Below are 17,790 nucleotides of genomic sequence, written 5' to 3'. Positions count from 1 at the left end.
GCGAGGGGGAAGCCGTGTCCGGTAGACGGGTGCGCGGAAACAACGGAGCGGTAAAGGCGCGATGTCGGCGCACGGCCGGGAGGCTTCTAGTCGGGTGGGCCGCGGTACTGGCCTGGTCCCTGTGCCTGAGTCTGGCCTCCGGATCGACAGCGACCGCGCTGACCCCGTCCACCACGTCCACTGCGGACGCGAAGCCGAAGGCGGACCTCGGCCGCTCAGTCACCGGCCTGAAGCCCGTTCCGCACAAGAGCGTGCATCTCTCCGCCGCCACCCGGCACACGGTTGTACCGACCCGGACAGCATGGCCGGCCGCCAAGACAGGGACGCTGAAACTCGCAGCACCGAAGCACTCGGCGGCCACGGGCTCCAAGGCCACCGCGTCGGGAACACCGGTCTGGGCACAGGCAGTAGCACCCAGCAAGGGCACCTACACGGGCCCGACCGCGCTGGGGGTCTCGGTGCAGTCACGGACCCTGTCCACCCGGCTGGGTGTGTCCGGCCCGGTCTGGTCCCTCGCCACCAGCCAGAGCGCCGGTACCGGTGCATCTGGCTCGGGCCGAGTGACAGTGGGCCTGGACTATGGCGCCTTCCAGCAGGCCGTAGGCGGCAACTACGCCTCCCGGCTGCGACTGGTGACACTGCCCGCCTGCGCACTCACAACCCCTCAACTCGCACAGTGCCGCAAGCAGACACCCCTGACATCCCTCAACGACCCCAACAACACAGCCGTATCCGCGGACCTCACGCTCGGCAGCACAGGCTCACTCAAGAGCGTCGCCTCCACCAACATCAGCCAGGCCGCGGCTGGATCGGCGTCTTCGGCTGTCTATACCGGTGCGGCCTCCAAGTCTGCGACGGCGCAGACAGCCTCGACCTCCGGCGCGGCCACCGTGATCGCGGCCACCGACTCCACCGGGCAGGAAGGCGGTGCTGGAGGAAACTACGCCTCGACCCTGTCGTCCGAGGGCTCCTGGGGCCAGTCGGGGTCCTCGGGTGACTTCACCTACACCTACAAGGTCGACTCGCCAGCGGCCACAACGTCGCTGGCGCCGGATGCGTCGCTGTCCTACGACTCCGGCAGTGTCGACGGGAAGACGTCCAACACCCAGGCCCAGTCATCCTGGGTGGGCGACGGCTGGACCACCCAGGATTCCTTCGTGGAGCAGGAGTTCACGCCCTGCTCCGACTCCCCGGAGGGCAGCGCCGGCTCGGTGACCACGTCGGACGAGTGTTATGACGGCCCGATCCTGACGATGTCCCTGAACGGGTCCTCGACGTCCATCGTCTACGACAAGGACGCGTCCACCTACAAGCTGGCTGGCGACAACGGCGCCACGGTCCAGAAGGTGACCAGTTCGTCGAACGATTCGGGCACCTATGACACGTCGTATTGGGTGATCACAGAGCGGGACGGCACCAAGTACTACTTCGGCCGTAACGAATTGCCCGGCTGGGCCTCCGGTAAGGACGGGACAAACTCGGTGGACACCGAGCGCGTGTACTCCGCCCACTCCAGTGATCCTTGCTATGACTCGACGGCCACGAGCAGTTACTGCACGATGGCCTACAAGTGGCACCTGGACTACGTCACCGCCCCCACCGGCGACGCGATGGCCTATTACTACAAGCAGGACACCAACTACTACGGTGCCCACAACGGGGCTTCCGAGGTCAGGTACGTGCGCGATTCCTACCTTGCGCACATCGACTACGGGTTCACCACTGCCACAGGCCCCTACGGCACCGTCCCCGACAAGATCGTCTACGGCACCTCGGTCCGCTGCACCTCCACCAGCACCAACTGCGGCAGCTCGGAGACTTCCTCCAACGCCTCGTACTACCCGGACGTCCCCTACGACCTAGTCTGCGCGTCCGGAGCCACCTGCAGTGCGTACGCGCCGTCGTTCTTCTCCACCGTCCGCTTGAGCTCGATCACCACGCAGCAGTACTCGGTCTCCTCCAGCGCGTATGCAACGGTCGACTCCTACGCCCTGACCCAGACCGAGCCGTCGACCGGTGATGCAACCAGCGCGACGCTGTGGCTCTCTTCGGTCCAGCGCACCGGCTCGGACACCACCGCGGGCGGCTCGACCTCGTCGATCACCATGCCGGCGGTGAAGTTCACCGGCTCGGCTCTGGAGAACCGGGTCAGTACTTCCAGCTACCCGGGCCTGTTCCGCTACCGCATCACCGCGATCACCAACGAACTGGGCGGGGTGACCGGGATCTCCTACACACTGCCGACCGCCTGCTCGACCTCGGCCACACCGTCCTCGAACACCGCGTCCTGTTTCCCGGAGAACTGGACGCCCAGCGGCTACATCAGTCCGATGCTGGACTGGTTCAACAAGTACGCGGTCCAGGAGGTCCTGGAGACCGATACCACCGGTGGCTCGGCGACCAAGGAGAGCGATTACTCCTACTCTGGTGCGGCCTGGCACTACGACGATGATGAGCACGTTAAGGCCAAATACCGCACCTACGGGCAGTGGCGCGGCTACCAGCAGGTGACCACCACCATCGGCAACGGCTCCGGCGACGCCCAGACCAAGCAGGTCGACTCCTACTACCAAGGAATGGACGGCGACCGGCTCTCGGCCACCTCGAACCGCAGCGTGTCGCTGACCGACTCCCAAGGCGGCAGCCACACCGACTCCGCCCAACTCAGCGGGCAAGTACTGGAGTCCACCTCTTACCTCGGCAACGGCGGCGGAGTCGACCACTCCACGATCACCTCGTACTGGATCTCCGCGCCAACGGCGACCCGCACCCGCTCAGGGCTGCCGGACCTGACCGCCAACGCTTCAGGCACAGCCGAGGTTTGGACCCGGCAGCGGCTGACCGACGGCGGCACCACCAGCTGGCGCTACAACGAGACCGACACCACCTACGACGCCACCCGCTCCGACGACGACTTCGGCCTGCCGACCTACACCTACGCGCACACCGTGCCGGCCGGCACCGCCTACGACCAGTGCACCGCCACCACTTACGCACTGGCCAACACCAGCGCCAACATCGTCGGTCTGGTTTCCGGCACCGAAGTGGACTCGGTCGCCTGCTCGGGCTTCACCGAGGGGTCTGTCACCTCCGTACCGGACGGGCTGAACACTCTCGGCGCACCCGCCAGCGTCAACCGGCCCGACCAGGTGGTCTCGGCCACGCGGACGTTCTACGACGACACCACGTTTTCCACCACGTTCCCGCAGGCGAGCGCCCCGACCGTGGGGTTGGTCACGATGACCCGCAAGGCCACCGACTACGGAACAGGCGCGTTCACCTGGCGCACCACTGCGAAGAACACTTATGACAGCTCCTATCACCGTTTGGCCAACATCACCACCGGTAACGGCAACACCACCACGACCACCTACACGGTCAACTCCGCCTACCTGACCACCGGGCAGACCATCACCGAACCCAGCGTCAGCGGGGTCGCCCACACAAGCAGCTCGACGTTCGACCCAGAGCGCGGGCTCACGCTGACCGCCACAGACGCCAACCACGTGGTGACCGCCTTCCAATACGACGCGTTGGGGCGGGCCACGTCCGTATGGAAGAACTCCCGCGCTACCACCTCGCTGGCGAATCTCACCTATACCTACACCCTGTCCAACACCTCCCTCTCGGGCGTGGTGACCAACACCCTTAACGACAACAGCGGCTACCTCACCTCGGTCAGCATCGAGGACTCCCTCGGCCGCACCCGCCAGACCCAGACCTACACGCCGCAGGGCGGCCGTCTGATCGACGACACCCTCTATGACTCGCGCGGCTGGACGGCGAAGCAGAACACCGACTACTGGGACTCCACCACCACACCGACACTCGGGCTGAAGTCGGTGGCCGACAACCAGGTCGCCGAGCAGGACGTGTTCACCTACGACGGTCTTGGTCGGCAGGTCTACGACATCTCCGAGAAGAACGCGGTGATCGTCTCAACTGAGACCACGGTCTACAACGGCGACGCCACCACAGTGATTCCGCCCGACGGCGGGGTCTCCAAGACCACGCGCACCGACCCGGCCGGCCGCACCAGCGAACTTGACGAGTACACCGCCGCACCCACGCTGACCACGCCACTGAACACCGCCACCGGAATCTTCTACCTCACCGGGGGCACCCGCACCGCGACCACCTACGGGTTCGACGGCCACAACCAGCAGTCCACCACCACCGACGCCAAGAACCAGGTGTGGACCAGCACCTTTGACCTGGCCGGCGAGGTGGTCTCCAAGACCGACCCCACCGCCGGCACGACCTCCGCCATGACGTACGACGCGGACGGCAACCTGCTGCAGGCCCAGGACTCCCGCGGCCAGTACGTCTCCTACACCTACGACGCGCTCGACCGTAAGATCGGCCAGTACGCCGCCTCCACCGCCGGCCAGGCCGCCTACGCGTCCACCAGCTCACCGGGCAACCAGACCGCGGCCTGGGTCTACGACAACTCCAACACCGCGATCTCCGGTATGACCTACCCGGTCGGGCACGTCACCACCGCCACCTCCTACAGCGGCGGCTACGCCTACGTACAGCAGGCCGTGAACTTCAACGTCTTCGGCGAATCCCTGGGCGAGGAGACCATCATCCCCCCGGGTGCACAGGGCTCGGTCCTCGGCAAGACCTGGAAGATCACCCACACCTACACCAGCGTCAACGGGTTGCTGTGGACCGACGGGTACGCCCTCGGCGGCGGACTGCCGGCCGAGGTCATTACCCACGGCTACAACAACGACGACGAACAAAACGCGCTGGCCACCACTGCCTACAGCTACGTGCAGAGCACGGCTTACAGCGCCTACAACCAGGTCGCCCAGGTCCAGCTCGGCTCCGCCACCTCGTACGCCACCGTCACCGACGGCTACGACGCACACACCGGGGACCTGACGGACCAACTCGTCACCCGCTCCACCACCACCCCCGCCACCATCGACGAGACCGCATACACCTACGACCTCTCCGGCAACATCACCCACCAGACCGAGACCCGCTCCGGCTCCAGCACCACGGCCGAAACCCAGTGCTACACCTACGACACCCTCGACCGCCTCACCACCGCCTGGACCACCGCCTCAACCGCCACCGACACCTGCAACACCACCCCCACCAGCAGTGACCACAGCACCGTCGGAGACGGCATCACCGGCGGAACCTACTGGACCAGCTGGACCTACGACGACATCGGCAACCGGCTCACCCAGACCCAGCACACCGTCTCCGGCACCGGCAGCGACACCCTCACCACCAGCGGCTGGTCCAGCAGCCAGCCCAACACGATGACCGGCACCACCACCACGGGCGGCTCGACCGGCTCGACCAGCTACGGCTACGACGCCGCCGGAAACACCACCACCCGCGACACCAGCACCGGCGACCAGACCCTCCTATGGAACAACGCCGAACAGCTGACCAGCGTCTCCAACAACACCACTGGCACCGCCACCAGCTACATCTACGACGCCGACGGCAGCCTCCTGCTACAGATCGACCCCAGCACCACCACCCTCTATCTCGGCAGCGAACAGATCACCCTCAACGACGCCGCCGGCACCGCCACCGGTGTGCGCTATTACAGCGCCCCCGACGGCACCACCATCGTCCGCACCGGCACCGGCACCAACTACGGCTTCGAACTCGCCGCCGACCAACACGGCACCAATGCGCTCTACCTCGACTACACCGCCCAGACCCCCACATGGCGCCAGTTCGACCCCTACGGCAACACCCGCGGCACCACGATCACCTGGGTCGACAACCGCACCTTCCTCAACAAAACCACCGACACCACCACCGGCCTCACCGACATCGGCGCCCGCGAATACGACCCCACACTCGGCCGATTCATTAGCCTCGACCCCGTATTCGAAGTCACCAGCCCACAAGAGCTCGGCGGATACACCTACGCCGGCGACAACCCCATCGGTGAGAGTGACCCCACCGGCCTATGCATGGCGGACATCTGCGGTGTGGGTACGCCCAAGGGCAACGTGGTGGGCGGTTCGAGCGGTGTCATCAATGATGGGCCGGTCGATCCCGGATACAACAGCGCGGGCTACTGCCACAACGGCTCATGCGGCCGGACCCACTACAACACGAGCTGGGGCACAACACACAAGAGTTCGAATTCGAATAACTGCTGGCCGCTCTCTGCTTGCTCGGCTCCTTCCCCTTACTACGGAGATATGGGGGACGCCCCCAAGTCTCGGAATGTCACCCCTTTCCTCGCGAAAATCAAGAAGGCGCTTAAGGAGTATTGGAAGTTTCTAAATCCGACTTGTTCGGGCGGTAGTGGCAAGGGCCCGCTTGTGGTGTGCCAACAACCCCTCGCAGGGACGTTCCAGATAGGGCCACTGGGCGAAGAGGGCGGATTCGGCGAGCCTGGTGAACGAGCCCCGCTGCCAGGTTTCGCCGAGGGGGGACCAACGTCAGGTCTTGGGGTTACTCAGGATGGCAAGGCTTACGACGTGGTGAGCGGAAATAAGAAGGCTGACGCCGAATTGATCAACATAGTCAATCAGAGGCTACAGGACAAGGGTGTGCTGCCGGGAAGGGTCACTTCAAGTCGCGCCAGCGACGCCGAACAGAAATTCGCCGCCGTAATGCTGCGCGATAAGATTGCCAAGGCGGACCTGTATATAAACAACCCCTCCGGGCCATGCGCGCAGAGACTGGGATGCGACGACGTGCTCAGCACCATCCTCGGCAACAAAAAGCAGCTTACGGTACACTGGCCCGACGGAAACGGCGGCTGGGAATCGCGATCATATGGAGGTACCCCTTAATGCAGAATCGGGTGGAGGCGTACTACCGCAAGGAGCACGCCGGGAATCGCCCCGTACTTGGTAGCGTTGAGGATATTGATGCGCTTATCAGGTCCCTTCTTGCCGCTCCGGCATTCCATAATATGGCAGAACTGCATTCATTGAATCGGCCACTTCTGCCTTCGGGCTTTCCCGACCATGAACTCTTGGTAGGAGTGGACAAAGATCGTCAAGTTGGCGTTCTGGAATTTATGGATGCCGAAGGCAATGTGGTGTCGCTAGGTGCACCGAATGGGCGAGGTGAGGTTTCCTATTTCATTGTGGGGAACCCGACCGAATTTCCGGATCGCTCGGAAATTCCCGTCGAACTCGTGTGTGAAGCGGTCAAGGAGTTTCTGACTTCTGAGGGGCGGCGCCCGAAGTGTGTTGAGTGGCAGGTGCCGGAATTCTGGTGAATTCTCCAAGTGGTTCAATGTGCGCCACGACATGTTGGACAAGGTCAGGGAAACATTTCGGTTGATCGATGGGTCATGACTGAGCTTCTTATCTTCCGAACACTTCAATGGGTTACGCAGTGCCCGGTGAACTCGCTTGATGAACGGGCAATAGAGTAGGCGCTTAGAAGGCGCTTGGCCGCGGTCCGCTCGCGGAGCTTCTGACCTGCATCGATGAGTAGATCTGTGGGGCTGGCAGATGTATTTCCCGCATTCTCGGGAAACGGATCGTAGGGAGCTCTCACGGACGGTGAACGCGGGGTGTCCGGCGTTGCTCCGACCGGTCATGGATTCGGGCTGCCCGGCCCGGCACCGATCCGTAGGGCGCCAGCAGAGGAGCGGCACCGTGGCTGCGTCCGCCGCCCACCCGGCCCGGGGTTCGGGCGCCCGCTACGAGTGCGGGGTGTTCGTGTTCGCAGGTGTCGTCGATGCCGTAGGTGTCCCAGGCGGGGAACGGGTCGACGGGAGGGAGGGTCTCGCCTTCGGCCATGAGGGAGTCGGTCAGTGCGGCGTGCAGTGTGTCCGGGCGCAGGTGCGTGCCGATGAAGACCAGTTCCTGGCCGTCGGGGCTGTCGGGGTTGCTAGCGGCGGAGGGTTCGAAGCGGGCGACGGAACCGGCCTGAGACCACAAGCCCGTCACCCGCGGCAGGCCCGCCAGGGTGAAGAAGCCCTTGGAGCGCAGGATCTGCCCGTATGCGCCGCTGTCGAGTTCCTCGGTCACGAACGTCCACAACCGGCCAGGGTGGAAGGGCAGTTCGGAACGGAAGACGGTCGAGGAGATGCCGTACTCCTCCGTCTCGGGGACGTGGTCGCCGTTGAGCTCCCGCACCCAGCCGGGGGCCTGTTGCGCGCGTTCCAGGTCGAAGAGTCCGGTGCCCAGTACGTCACCGACCTTCACGCGGCCGTGGACGGCCGGGACGATGCGCGCGGCAGGATTGAGGCGGGTGAGTGTCGCCCGCAGTCGGTCCGCCGACTCCTCGTCGACGAGGTCGAGTTTGTTGAGGACGATGACGTCGGCGAACTCGATCTGGTCCATGAGCAGGTCGCTGACGGTGCGTTCGTCGTCCTCGTACTGGTCCAGGCCGCGTTCGACGAGTTCGTCCCCACTGGTCAGTTCGGGCAGGAAGCCGGCGGCGTCGACGACCGTGACCATGGTGTCCAGGCGGGCGATCTCCCCGAGGGTGGCGCCGTCGTCGCGGGTGAAGGCGAAGGTCGCGGCCACCGGCATGGGTTCGGAGATGCCGGACGACTCGATGAGCAGGTAGTCGAAACGGCCCTCGCGGGCCAGCCGGTCGATCTCCTCCAGCAGGTCGTCGCGCAGGGTGCAGCAGATACAGCCGTTGGTCATCTCGACCAGGCGTTCCTCGGTGCGGGACAGGGCCGCCTCGCCGCCGCGCACGAGGGTGGCGTCGATGTTGACCTCGCTCATGTCGTTGACGATGACGGCGACGCGCAGTCCCTCGCGGTTGCCGAGGACGTGGTTGAGGAGGGTGGTCTTGCCCGCGCCGAGGAATCCGGACAGGACGGTGACGGGCAGTCGGTGGTGAGAGCCGTAGGGCATGGGCGGTCAGCCCTCGGGGCGCAGCAGCCCGCGCTCGTACGCCTTCGCCAGCCGCTGGGGCACCAGGTAGGGGACGCCGTCAATGGTGATCGGCACGAGCGTCGGCGTGGCCGCCTTCCACTGGGCACGTCGGTGACGGGTGTTGCTGCGGGACATCTTCCGCTTGGGAACGGCCATGGGGTCCTCCTGGACGACTGCGATGGATACCGGTGAGCTGCGGCAAAGCTACATGAAAATGAATCTCATTATGAAATTGCCCGGCACTGCGGGCAGAGGCCGGTGAGTTCGACGGTGTGCTCGACCTCCGCGAAGCCGGACGCGCGGGCGACGTGTTCGGCCCACGTCTCGACCGCCTCGGAGTCGACAGGGGCGCTCAACCCGCAGGCACGGCACAGCAGATAGTGGTGATGCTCGGGGAACGGGCGATGGCGGAAGAGGCGTTCACCACCCCGGTCGCGTACGACGTCGGCGCGGCCGGCGTCCACGAGGGCGGCCAGGGTGCGGTAGACGGTGTTGAGGCCCACGCGCGCGCCGCGAACCTTCAGCACGTCGTGCAGGGCGCGGGCGCCGACGAAGCCGCCGTGGTCGATCAACGCCGTGACGACGCTGGTGCGTTGGGCGGTACGGCGACCGATGAGGTCCAGGTCGTCGGCCGGTGCGCTCATCACGCCTCCGCGGGGCCGACGTGGGCGTGGGGTCGACGGACGGTGATGATGGCGGCGGCGTAGACGGTGGTGGCGACGGCCATGATGGCGAAGCTGGGCGGTAGTTGGGGGACGTAGTAGCTCAGGGCGAGTCCCGCCCACATCTCGGCCACCGCGAGTCCCGCGGACAGGGCCAGGGCGTGGTAGGGCCGGTCGGTGAGTCGCTGGGCCGCACCGGCGGGGGCGGCGAGCAGGCCGAGCAGCAGCAGTGAGCCGACCGCCTGGGTGGCCTCGGCCGCGCAGGCACCGACCAGGGTCAGGAAGGCGAGACCCAGCAGGCGTACGGGTACTCGGCGGGCCGCCGCCACGGCCTCGTCGACGGAGGCGAAGAGCAGGGGACGGGCGACCAGGAGCACGGCGAGGCAGATGATGCCCGCTACGACGGCCGCCAGTTCGGCCTGGCCTGTGGAGAGGCCGAAGATCGATCCGAAGAGGACGTTCACCCCGGCGGTGCCGTTCCCGGTGTTGCGGGATGTGGTGTAGAGGGTGAGGAAGAAGACGCCCAGACCCAGGATCCAGGAGAAGAGACTGCCGATGGCGACGTCGTCGGCGCGACTGCGTCGGCCCAGCAGGCCGAGCAGCACGGCGAACAGCACGGTCGCCGCGAACAGTCCCAGCCGCAGGTCGTAGCCGAGTGCGAGGGCGGCGAGCGCGCCGGTGAACGCCACGTGGCTGAGTGCGTCGCCGGTGAAGACCTGGGCGCGCAGCACCAGGAAGTACCCCACGAGACCGACTGCCAGGGCGATCGCGGTGCCGGCCAGCAGCGCGTGAACGAGGTAGGGGTGGGTGAAGGCGCTCATGCGAGGGCACCCGCTCCCACCATCCGGCGTCTGCCGACGGCCGCGGTGAGCGTGCGGCCGGTGCGGGCCAGGACGTAGACGGCGAAGGCGAAGGTCGTCACGTAGAAACCGATCGGGTACGGCGAGTAGTAGGCGGCGATCAGCCCGGTCCAGGTCACCGTGACCGCGATGAGCACCGACAGTGCCAGGCTCGCGGCGGGCCGCGCGGTGAGCTGTTGCGCGGACGCTGCGGGCATCACCAGCAGGGCGAACACCAGCAGCGTGCCGGTGATCTGACCGGCCTCGGCGGTCGCCGTCCCGAGGAGGACGAGGAAGACCACGGACAGGGCCCGCACCGGCACTCCGCGTCCGGTGGCGACGTTCTCGTCGACGGAGGCGAACAGCAACTGCCGCCCGATGACCGCCAGCACGCCGAGCGCGAGGGCCGCCACGATCGTCAGCACGACGACCTGGTCGGTGGTGATGCCCAGGAAGCTGCCGAACAGCAGGGAGTCGACCCCGCCGAGGAAGCCTTTGTAGAGGGCGACGAAGAGGAATCCGCAGGCCAGCAGGAACGCCTGGACGGTGCCGGTCAGCGCCGACTCCTGGCCACTGCCGCCACCCTGCCCGGCGCGTGGGATGGCAGCGATCACGAGGGCGCCGCCGATGCAGAACGCGAAGTAGCCGAAGCTCGCGCTGATGCCGAGGAGTGTCGCGCAGGCCGCGCCGGGAAAGCTGACGACGGACAGGGTGTGCCCGGCGAAGCTCTGCCGCCGCAGCACCATGAACCAACCCATCACGGCGGCCAGTACGGCCACGACGGTACCGGCTCTGAAGGCGTTGACCATGAAGGGGAACGCCCAGATCTGCTGGAGGTCGGTCACCGGGTTCCATGACCAACCGGCGCTCGCATCGGCCCAGTTCACGGCCTGCCTCCCTCGGCGTGCCGGTCGGCGTGGACGGCGGGTGCCTCGGGCTGGCCGACGACCACCAGCCGCCCGCCGCTGGTGCGCAGCACCTCCACCGGCACGCCGTACAGCCGCGACAGCGTCCCGGTGGTGATGACCTCCTGCGGGCGGCCCGCGACCGCACCGCCCTCGGCGATGTACACCACCCGGTCCAGCCAGGGCAGGATCGGGTTGACGTCGTGCGCGACCATGACGACGCTGACGCCGGCCTCCCGGCAGATCCGCCCGATCAACGCGGCGACCGCGCCCTGATGCGACAGGTCGAGACTGTCCAACGGCTCGTCCAGCAGCAGCAGTTCGGGGTCCCGCACGAGCGCCTGGGCGATCAGCAGCCGCTGCTGCTCGCCGCCGGAGCACTCGCCGATCGGCCGGTGTGCGTACGCGCTCGCGCCGACCAGGTCGACGACCTCGGCGATACGGTCCCGGGCCGCCCGCCGCCGGGCGCTGAACCGAGCCGGCACCGGCAAAGGTACGCCCCAGCGGTCGCCGTCCAGGCCGAGCCGCACGATGTCAGTGCCGCGGACGCGCAGGCTCGCGTCGAAGCTGCGGCGTTGCGGCAGGTAGCCGACGCGGTGGCCGGCTCTGCCGGGTGCTTCGCCCAGCACCCTGACCTCACCGGCCGCCGGAGGCAGGATGCCGAGCAGCATCTTGACCAGGGTCGACTTGCCGACCCCATTGGGACCGAGGACGGCCACGAACTCCCCGGCGCCGACCTCCAGATCGACCCCCGACCACAGGGTGCGGCCGCCGACGCGCACACCGGCGTCGCGCAGCGACACGGCGGGGGAGCGCGGCGGCTGTGGTGCGGCCGGTTGCGCGGGGACTCGGTGCCGGGCCGTGCCGCCCGGCCGGGTGGCCGGATTCACCGTGCTCACCTGCCCGTCGCCTGCCTCAGGGCCTTCTCGATGCCCTGCAACTGCCGTACCTGCCAGGCCTGGAAGGACGCCCCGGCCGGGGTGAGGGTCTCGGTCACGGTCGCGACCGGGATGCCCTCGGCCTTGGCGGCTTTCACCTGTGCCTGTACGTCCGGGGTGGCGTTCTGGCTGTTGTAGACGTAGACCTTGATCTGCTTCTCGCTGATCTGCCGGTCGATCGTCTGCTTGTCCTTGGCCGTCGGGTCGGTGCCCTCGCTGATGGCGTCCAGGAAGGACTCGGGCGTGAGCATCTTCAGCCCCAGCCCTTCGGCGAGCGGGGTCACGATGGACTCCGACGCGCCGACCGGGGTGTTGGCGTACCTGGCCTTGATGACGGCGATCAGCTTGTTGTAGGGCGCCAGGGTCTTCGTCTCGAAGGTCGTCTTCTGCGCGTCGAAGTAGGCGGCGTCGGCCGGGTCGAGCTTCTTGTAGTCGGCGGTGATCTTCTCGATGACCTGGTGGACGTTCTCCGGCGAGTACCAGCGGTGCGGATTGCCGCCCGGCTTGATGCCCACCAGGTCACCGACCTTGAGGTCCGTGCGGCCGCTCTCGGGGTTGGCGGACAGCAGTTTGTCCGCCCAGGCGTCGTAGCCGATGCCGTTGACGATCGTGTACCGGGCGCCGGCCACCAACCGGCCGTCGGCCGCGGTCGGTTCGTAGTCGTGCGGGTCGGCGTTCGGGTTGTTGATGATGCTCTGGACCTGCGCGTGGGTGCCGCCGAGCTGGGTGGCGATGCTGCCCCAGAAGTTCTCCGCCGCTACGACCTTGATGGTCTTGCTTCCTGTGGTCGACCCGGCGTCGGCGGTGTCGTCGGAAGAGGCGGTGGAGCAGCCGCTGATGGCGGTCAGCACCGCGAGGGCGGCCGAGCCCCCGATGGCGATGCGTGCGGGGCGGGATATGGAGGTGCCGGCAGTGCGCACGACGGAGTTCTCCTTGACGGGCTGAGGGACCTCACACGGGGGCAGGGCCTCGTGGAGCGGAACACCTCGGACCGTAGATGGAAACGATTGTCACCGCCATGGTCTGATTATCAATAATGAAAATCATTACCGATGCTTGACTCCGGCGTGCTGGGGTGCCCTGGGGGTCGGAGGGGGAGTCGTTGGGGCACCTCGGCGGCGAGCTCGCTCTGTCGGTGGTGCCGGCCCGGACCGCACGCGGGATCCGGCGCCAGGTGTCGTCCGCGGCTCAGTGCGGGTGACGTCCGTAGGCGGTCTTTCGGCTCACGGGGCGGTGGTCGTCACGTCGGCCGCCGTGTGGGCAGGGTGAAGGCGGATGCGGCTCCAGTCGCGCCACTCCGCCTTCGTCGGATCACCCCGTCCCATGTCGAGAATGACGAGCCGGCCGCTCGGCGGTCGCGTGATCCGCAGGGTGGAACCTGGCTCGCGAGGCGAAGTGCCCCCGGGCGGTGACTGCCTTCGGCGCCTGCCTGCCCAAGTGCTTGTCCGCCGTGCTGAACGGGGTGGTTCCCGGGGTGTGGGCGGGAGTTCTCTCTCTGGAAGCGGGCGAACGAATGCTGGTCGACGTCGGGCTCCCCGGCGGCGGTGACGCGTCGGAAGCGGGGTGCGTCGAGGCTCGCAGGCCTGCTGCTTCAGCTCCAGAAGCAGTCGGCCCAGTGGGGCCGGAGCCTTCATGTCGGGCCTGGCCTGTCTCGGGGCGAGGGTGCCTCAACTGCCTTATTTCATCCGAGAGTTGAGCATACGGGTAGCGGCGGACGGCGGTTCGTGTCGGTGCGGACGATCGGAATCGTGCGCGGCCGGCATGATCAACATCACAACAGGCGAGGGGGTTTTGGTCTCTTTTGCGGAAGATGTAAGGCGCCCCTGAAGCCTGTGACCCTCCTATGATCGGTCGGTCATTGCCAAGAATTGGCGATGACTTGACCATTTCAGGGGGGATAGTGCGAAGACGGTTTGCGGCGACGACAACCACGTCGCTGGCACTGTGCTTGGCGCTCGCAGTCCAGTCGGCAGCCGTGGCGTTGACCGGCGACGGAACGAACGGGGCTGACGGATCACGGTCGGCCGCCGGTACGGGCGATCCGATCACCGAGGCGGCGAACGAACAGGCGGCGAAGCTCGCCGCAGTCCTTCAGGGCCACCGGGTCGAGGTGCTGTCCGCACGTGCGGAGGACTCGACGACGTGGGCGAACCCGGACGGGACGATGACCACGGACCTCGCTTCGGGGCCGATCCGCGTCGAGGAGAACGGCCAATGGCGCAGGATCGACACCGATCTCGTCGACTCCGGCAGCAGGCTTGAGCCGAAGACGGCGGTCGCCGACGTGCGACTGTCCGACGGAGGCGCCGAGGACTTCGCCCAAGTCGCCGACGGGGAGCGGGCGTTCGGGCTGGACTGGGGAAGCAGCCTGCCGGCCCCGACGGTCGACGGAGACACCGCCGTCTACCGATCCGTGGTACCGAACGGCGACCTTCATGTCACCGCGCTGCCGCACGGATTCACGGAGTCACTGATCCTCAAGGAGCGTCCGGCCGAACCGGTGGAGCTCAGGCTCCCGGTGACGCTCAAGGGCATGACGCTGGAGAAGACCGCCGAGCGGCATCTACGACTTGAGGACGCCACCGGCACGCTCGTCGCCAGCGCCCCGGCACCCCGTATGTGGGGCACGGGCACGGATTCCCGCTCGGGTGATCCGGTCAAGAGCGCCGAGATAGCCACCACCGTCGAGGAGACGGCCGACGGCACGGTCCTGGTGCTCAAGCCGAGCCAGGAGTTCCTTGACGACCCGGCAGTGGCCTACCCGGTCACCATCGACCCGACCACCACACTCGCCGCCTCGACCGACACCTGGGTCGCCACCAACTACCCGGACTCGCAGCGGGGTTCGGCGGAACTGAAGGCCGGTACCTACGACGGGGGCACCACCAAGGCACGCTCCTACGTCAAGTTCGACGTGGCCAAGTACGCCGGCAAGCACATTCTCAGCGCGGAGCTGCGGCTGCACTCGTACTGGTCCTCCACCTGCGCCACGGATGGCTCCGGGGTCGAGGTGCGCCGGATCACGGGCAGTTGGGATCCGAGCGCGGTGACGTGGGGCGCGCAGCCCGCCACCACGACGACGGGCTCCGTCGTTTCCAAGGCCGCCTACGGATACAGCTCGGCCTGCCCGGCCAACTTCATGCGCTGGAACGTCAAGGACATCGCCCAGTCGTGGGCGAACGGCGAGTCCAACAACGGCCTGCAGATCCGGGCCGTCGACGAACAGGACTCGAAGAGCTGGCGCCGGTTCCGGTCGGCCAACTACGTCGACGGTTCCCAGGGTCCGACCGAGCCGGCCCTGTCGGTCACGTACAACACCAAGCCGGGCGCCGCGAGTGCGGTGAGCCCGGCTGCGGATGCCTTCACCGCCGACACCACGCCCACGCTCCAGGCCAAGGCCACGGACGCCGACGGCAACACCGTGCGCCTCGGCTTCGAGGTGTGGAACTGGGCCGGCACCACCAGGGTCGCCTCCGGCACCTCGGCCTACGTCGCCTCCGGCACCACCGGCAGCTGGACGGCCCCCACCCTGGCGTCCGGCACCTACAAGTGGCGGGCCAACGTGTACGCCGGCACGGACTGGAACAGCACCTGGTCCGCATGGCGCAACCTGACCGTGGACACCTCCGTCCCGGCCGCGCCCACGCTCACGTCGACGACGTATCCGGCGGACGGCCTGTGGCACGGAGACGCGGGCACCGCAGGAACGTTCACGCTCGCCGACCCCGCAGGCAAGGCGACTTCCGCCGAATATCGCCTCGACGAGGGCTCGGCGCAGACGACGACCCTGGCCTCAGGCAAGTCGACGCTCACGTTGACGCCCACGACGCGCGGCACGCACACGCTGACCGCGCGGGTCAAGAACGCCGCCGGCGTCTGGTCGGACCGGGCCGAGTACACCTTCCTGGCCGGCAACATCACCGGAACTCTGGCTGTTCCGTTCGTCAACGAGATCGCCGAGACCCACTTCGCGGACCTTCTGCACCCCGCCGACGGGCTGGAGGAGACCGACGAGCTGGACGAGGAGATCGCGGACGAGGACGACACCCCGGCCGGTTACGTCGAACAGGAGGACCCGGAGAAGACGGAGACCGAGGACTCCACGGTCGAGACGGCCACGACGGAGTTGCCGTCGTCCTCCGTCGGCACGCTGACGGGCAACAGCGCCGACGGAGCGGCCCAGACGCTGATCGACCTCCCGGTGGCCTCCTCGGCGACCGCCGAGCTGAGCGAAACCGGTCTGGTGATCTACGCCAACACCCAGACGGACGCCGACACCGTCGCCGTACGTGGCAGTGCCAGCCAGGTGGAACTCTTCCACCTGCTGCGCAGCGCCAACGCGCCGAAGACCTTCGTCTACAAGGTCAAGCTGCAGCCGGGCCAGGAGATCTCCGCCGTCTCCGACAACACACTGATGATCGCCGACGCCAACAGCGACCTGGCCACGTTCCTCAGTGCGCCGGTCGCCGTCGACGCCAAGGGCGCCACGGTGCCCGTCACGATGAAGGCGACCGGATCGGACGTAGAGGTCTCCCTCGCCCCCGCGGCCGGGCAGACCCTCGCGTACCCGGTGCTCCTCGACCCGAGTGGCTCCAGTTACACGGTGACGCCGACCGAGCGCAGCTACTGCTTCTGGAATCCGTACGACTGCGCCAAGGCACGGGAGATGGCGGGCACCGCCCTCAGGTACGCCCAAGACCTCTACCCGGACAGGACCCTCTTCCAGGGGACCGGCGACGCCTTCCGGCACTGCTACTGGAACGCGTTGATGGAAGTCTTCGTCGACCATGAGACGGCCTACGAGGTGGCCACCCGCCACGAATCGCAGTCCAGCGGCGTGGACAAGGAGATGGACCTCAAGAACAACAAGAAGGGCCGTGAGATCGGCCGATACTACAAAGCGCGCTACTCGAAGGCCGAGGCGTGGAAGAAGACCCGGAGCTCGTGCAAGAGCCATGTCTCGAAGGGCAAGTTGTGGATCATCAGGAGTGGCCGTCTCGTGAAGAGCAACGCATGACGACCATGTTCCACCGTCGGGTCGTACCTGTGCTCCTGCTCGCTCAGGTCGCGTATGTGGCCCTGCTTGAGTTCGCGTTCACATTCCTGGCGCTCGACACCGCGGAAATCGACCACACCGATCCCGATACCTCCGGCACCGTGCTGTACGCGGTGCTGGTCGTTGTCGCCGTCCTGGCGATGGCGGGTGGGGCCGCCCTGCTCGGCTCGGCGCGAGTCAGGGAGAGGGCGCCTCGCGCTCTGCGCGGCGGCTGGCTCGCCCTGCTCGGACTCGGTGAGGTCGCCATCGCCGTGATGTTCCTGAGAACGGTCGCCACCGGGGCCTCCGGCCCCGACACTCTGATCGGCGTGCTGGCAAGCGTGGCAAGCTGCGCGGTCGCACTGTCATGTCTGACCGAGACGAGCACCGTGCTCCGAGGCACCCCAGCCTGAGGCGCATCGGGCGGAGCCGCCACCGGCTCCGCCCGAACTGCTTGCCCATGGCGAACGACGGGCGGCGCAGTTGCAAGGCCGCCGGTCGACTCAGCTGCCAATGGGCGGCGACGGCGCTCATATCGGCACGGGAATCCGGCGCGTCCTGCGAGCACATC

General features: G+C 67.1%; 11 protein-coding genes. 4 read left to right on the top strand and 7 right to left on the bottom strand.

Features of this window, described 5'->3' with window-relative positions; genetic code table 11:
• The first annotated feature begins 14 nt into the window (after positions 1–14).
• Together OG504_RS01700 and OG504_RS01695 are read left to right on the top strand one after the other, a co-directional pair.
• On the top strand, positions 15–6,785 hold the full coding sequence (locus tag OG504_RS01700) for an RHS repeat-associated core domain-containing protein (RefSeq protein WP_405988031.1): 6,771 nt from the start codon (positions 15–17) through the stop codon (positions 6,783–6,785).
• On the top strand, positions 6,785–7,219 hold the full coding sequence (locus OG504_RS01695) for an Imm1 family immunity protein (RefSeq protein ID WP_405988030.1): 435 nt from the start codon (positions 6,785–6,787) through the stop codon (positions 7,217–7,219). Before OG504_RS01700 ends, OG504_RS01695 begins: the two co-directional genes overlap by 1 nt.
• 280 nt (positions 7,220–7,499) lie before the next feature.
• Here the strand turns inward: OG504_RS01695 and OG504_RS01690 are convergent, their stop codons facing one another.
• The 7 genes from OG504_RS01690 to OG504_RS01660 all read right to left on the bottom strand — a co-directional run bounded on the left by OG504_RS01690 (position 7,500) and on the right by OG504_RS01660 (position 13,104).
• Positions 7,500–8,819: a GTP-binding protein gene (locus tag OG504_RS01690; RefSeq protein ID WP_405988029.1), complete on the bottom strand. Its 1,320-nt coding sequence runs from the start codon at positions 8,817–8,819 to the stop codon at positions 7,500–7,502.
• 6 nt (positions 8,820–8,825) lie between these two features.
• On the bottom strand, positions 8,826–8,996 hold the full coding sequence (gene rpmF, locus OG504_RS01685) for a 50S ribosomal protein L32 (protein ID WP_019065309.1): 171 nt from the start codon (positions 8,994–8,996) through the stop codon (positions 8,826–8,828).
• Positions 8,997–9,064: 68 nt separating this feature from the next.
• A complete protein-coding gene (locus OG504_RS01680; protein WP_405988028.1) occupies positions 9,065–9,484 on the bottom strand; it encodes a Fur family transcriptional regulator in 420 nt (139 codons plus the stop codon).
• Entirely contained in the window at positions 9,484–10,323 is an 840-nt protein-coding gene (locus OG504_RS01675) for a metal ABC transporter permease (protein WP_405988027.1), read from the bottom strand. Before OG504_RS01675 ends, OG504_RS01680 begins: the two co-directional genes overlap by 1 nt.
• The gene (locus OG504_RS01670; RefSeq protein ID WP_405988026.1) at positions 10,320–11,228 is read right to left on the bottom strand and encodes a metal ABC transporter permease; all 909 of its coding nucleotides are present in this window, start codon (positions 11,226–11,228) and stop codon (positions 10,320–10,322) included. Before OG504_RS01670 ends, OG504_RS01675 begins: the two co-directional genes overlap by 4 nt.
• The gene (locus OG504_RS01665) at positions 11,225–12,145 is read right to left on the bottom strand and encodes a metal ABC transporter ATP-binding protein (protein WP_405988025.1); all 921 of its coding nucleotides are present in this window, start codon (positions 12,143–12,145) and stop codon (positions 11,225–11,227) included. Before OG504_RS01665 ends, OG504_RS01670 begins: the two co-directional genes overlap by 4 nt.
• Positions 12,142–13,104: a metal ABC transporter solute-binding protein, Zn/Mn family gene (locus tag OG504_RS01660; protein WP_405988024.1), complete on the bottom strand. Its 963-nt coding sequence runs from the start codon at positions 13,102–13,104 to the stop codon at positions 12,142–12,144. The genes OG504_RS01665 and OG504_RS01660 overlap by 4 nt, the downstream gene beginning before the upstream one ends.
• Before the next feature lie 1,028 nt (positions 13,105–14,132).
• Here OG504_RS01660 and OG504_RS01655 point away from each other — a divergent pair.
• Positions 14,133–17,201: a DNRLRE domain-containing protein gene (locus OG504_RS01655; protein WP_405988023.1), complete on the top strand. Its 3,069-nt coding sequence runs from the start codon at positions 14,133–14,135 to the stop codon at positions 17,199–17,201.
• Positions 17,198–17,632 (top strand): hypothetical protein, encoded by a 435-nt coding sequence (locus tag OG504_RS01650; RefSeq protein ID WP_405988022.1) that lies wholly within the window; start codon positions 17,198–17,200, stop codon positions 17,630–17,632. Before OG504_RS01655 ends, OG504_RS01650 begins: the two co-directional genes overlap by 4 nt.
• Positions 17,633–17,790: the final 158 nt, after the last annotated feature.

It is taken from the genome of Streptomyces sp. NBC_00986, assembly GCF_045162565.1.
Classification (GTDB): domain Bacteria; phylum Actinomycetota; class Actinomycetes; order Streptomycetales; family Streptomycetaceae; genus Streptomyces.
The sequence above is the reverse complement of the archived record's forward strand: the minus strand, read 5'-3'. Positions and strand labels throughout refer to the sequence as shown.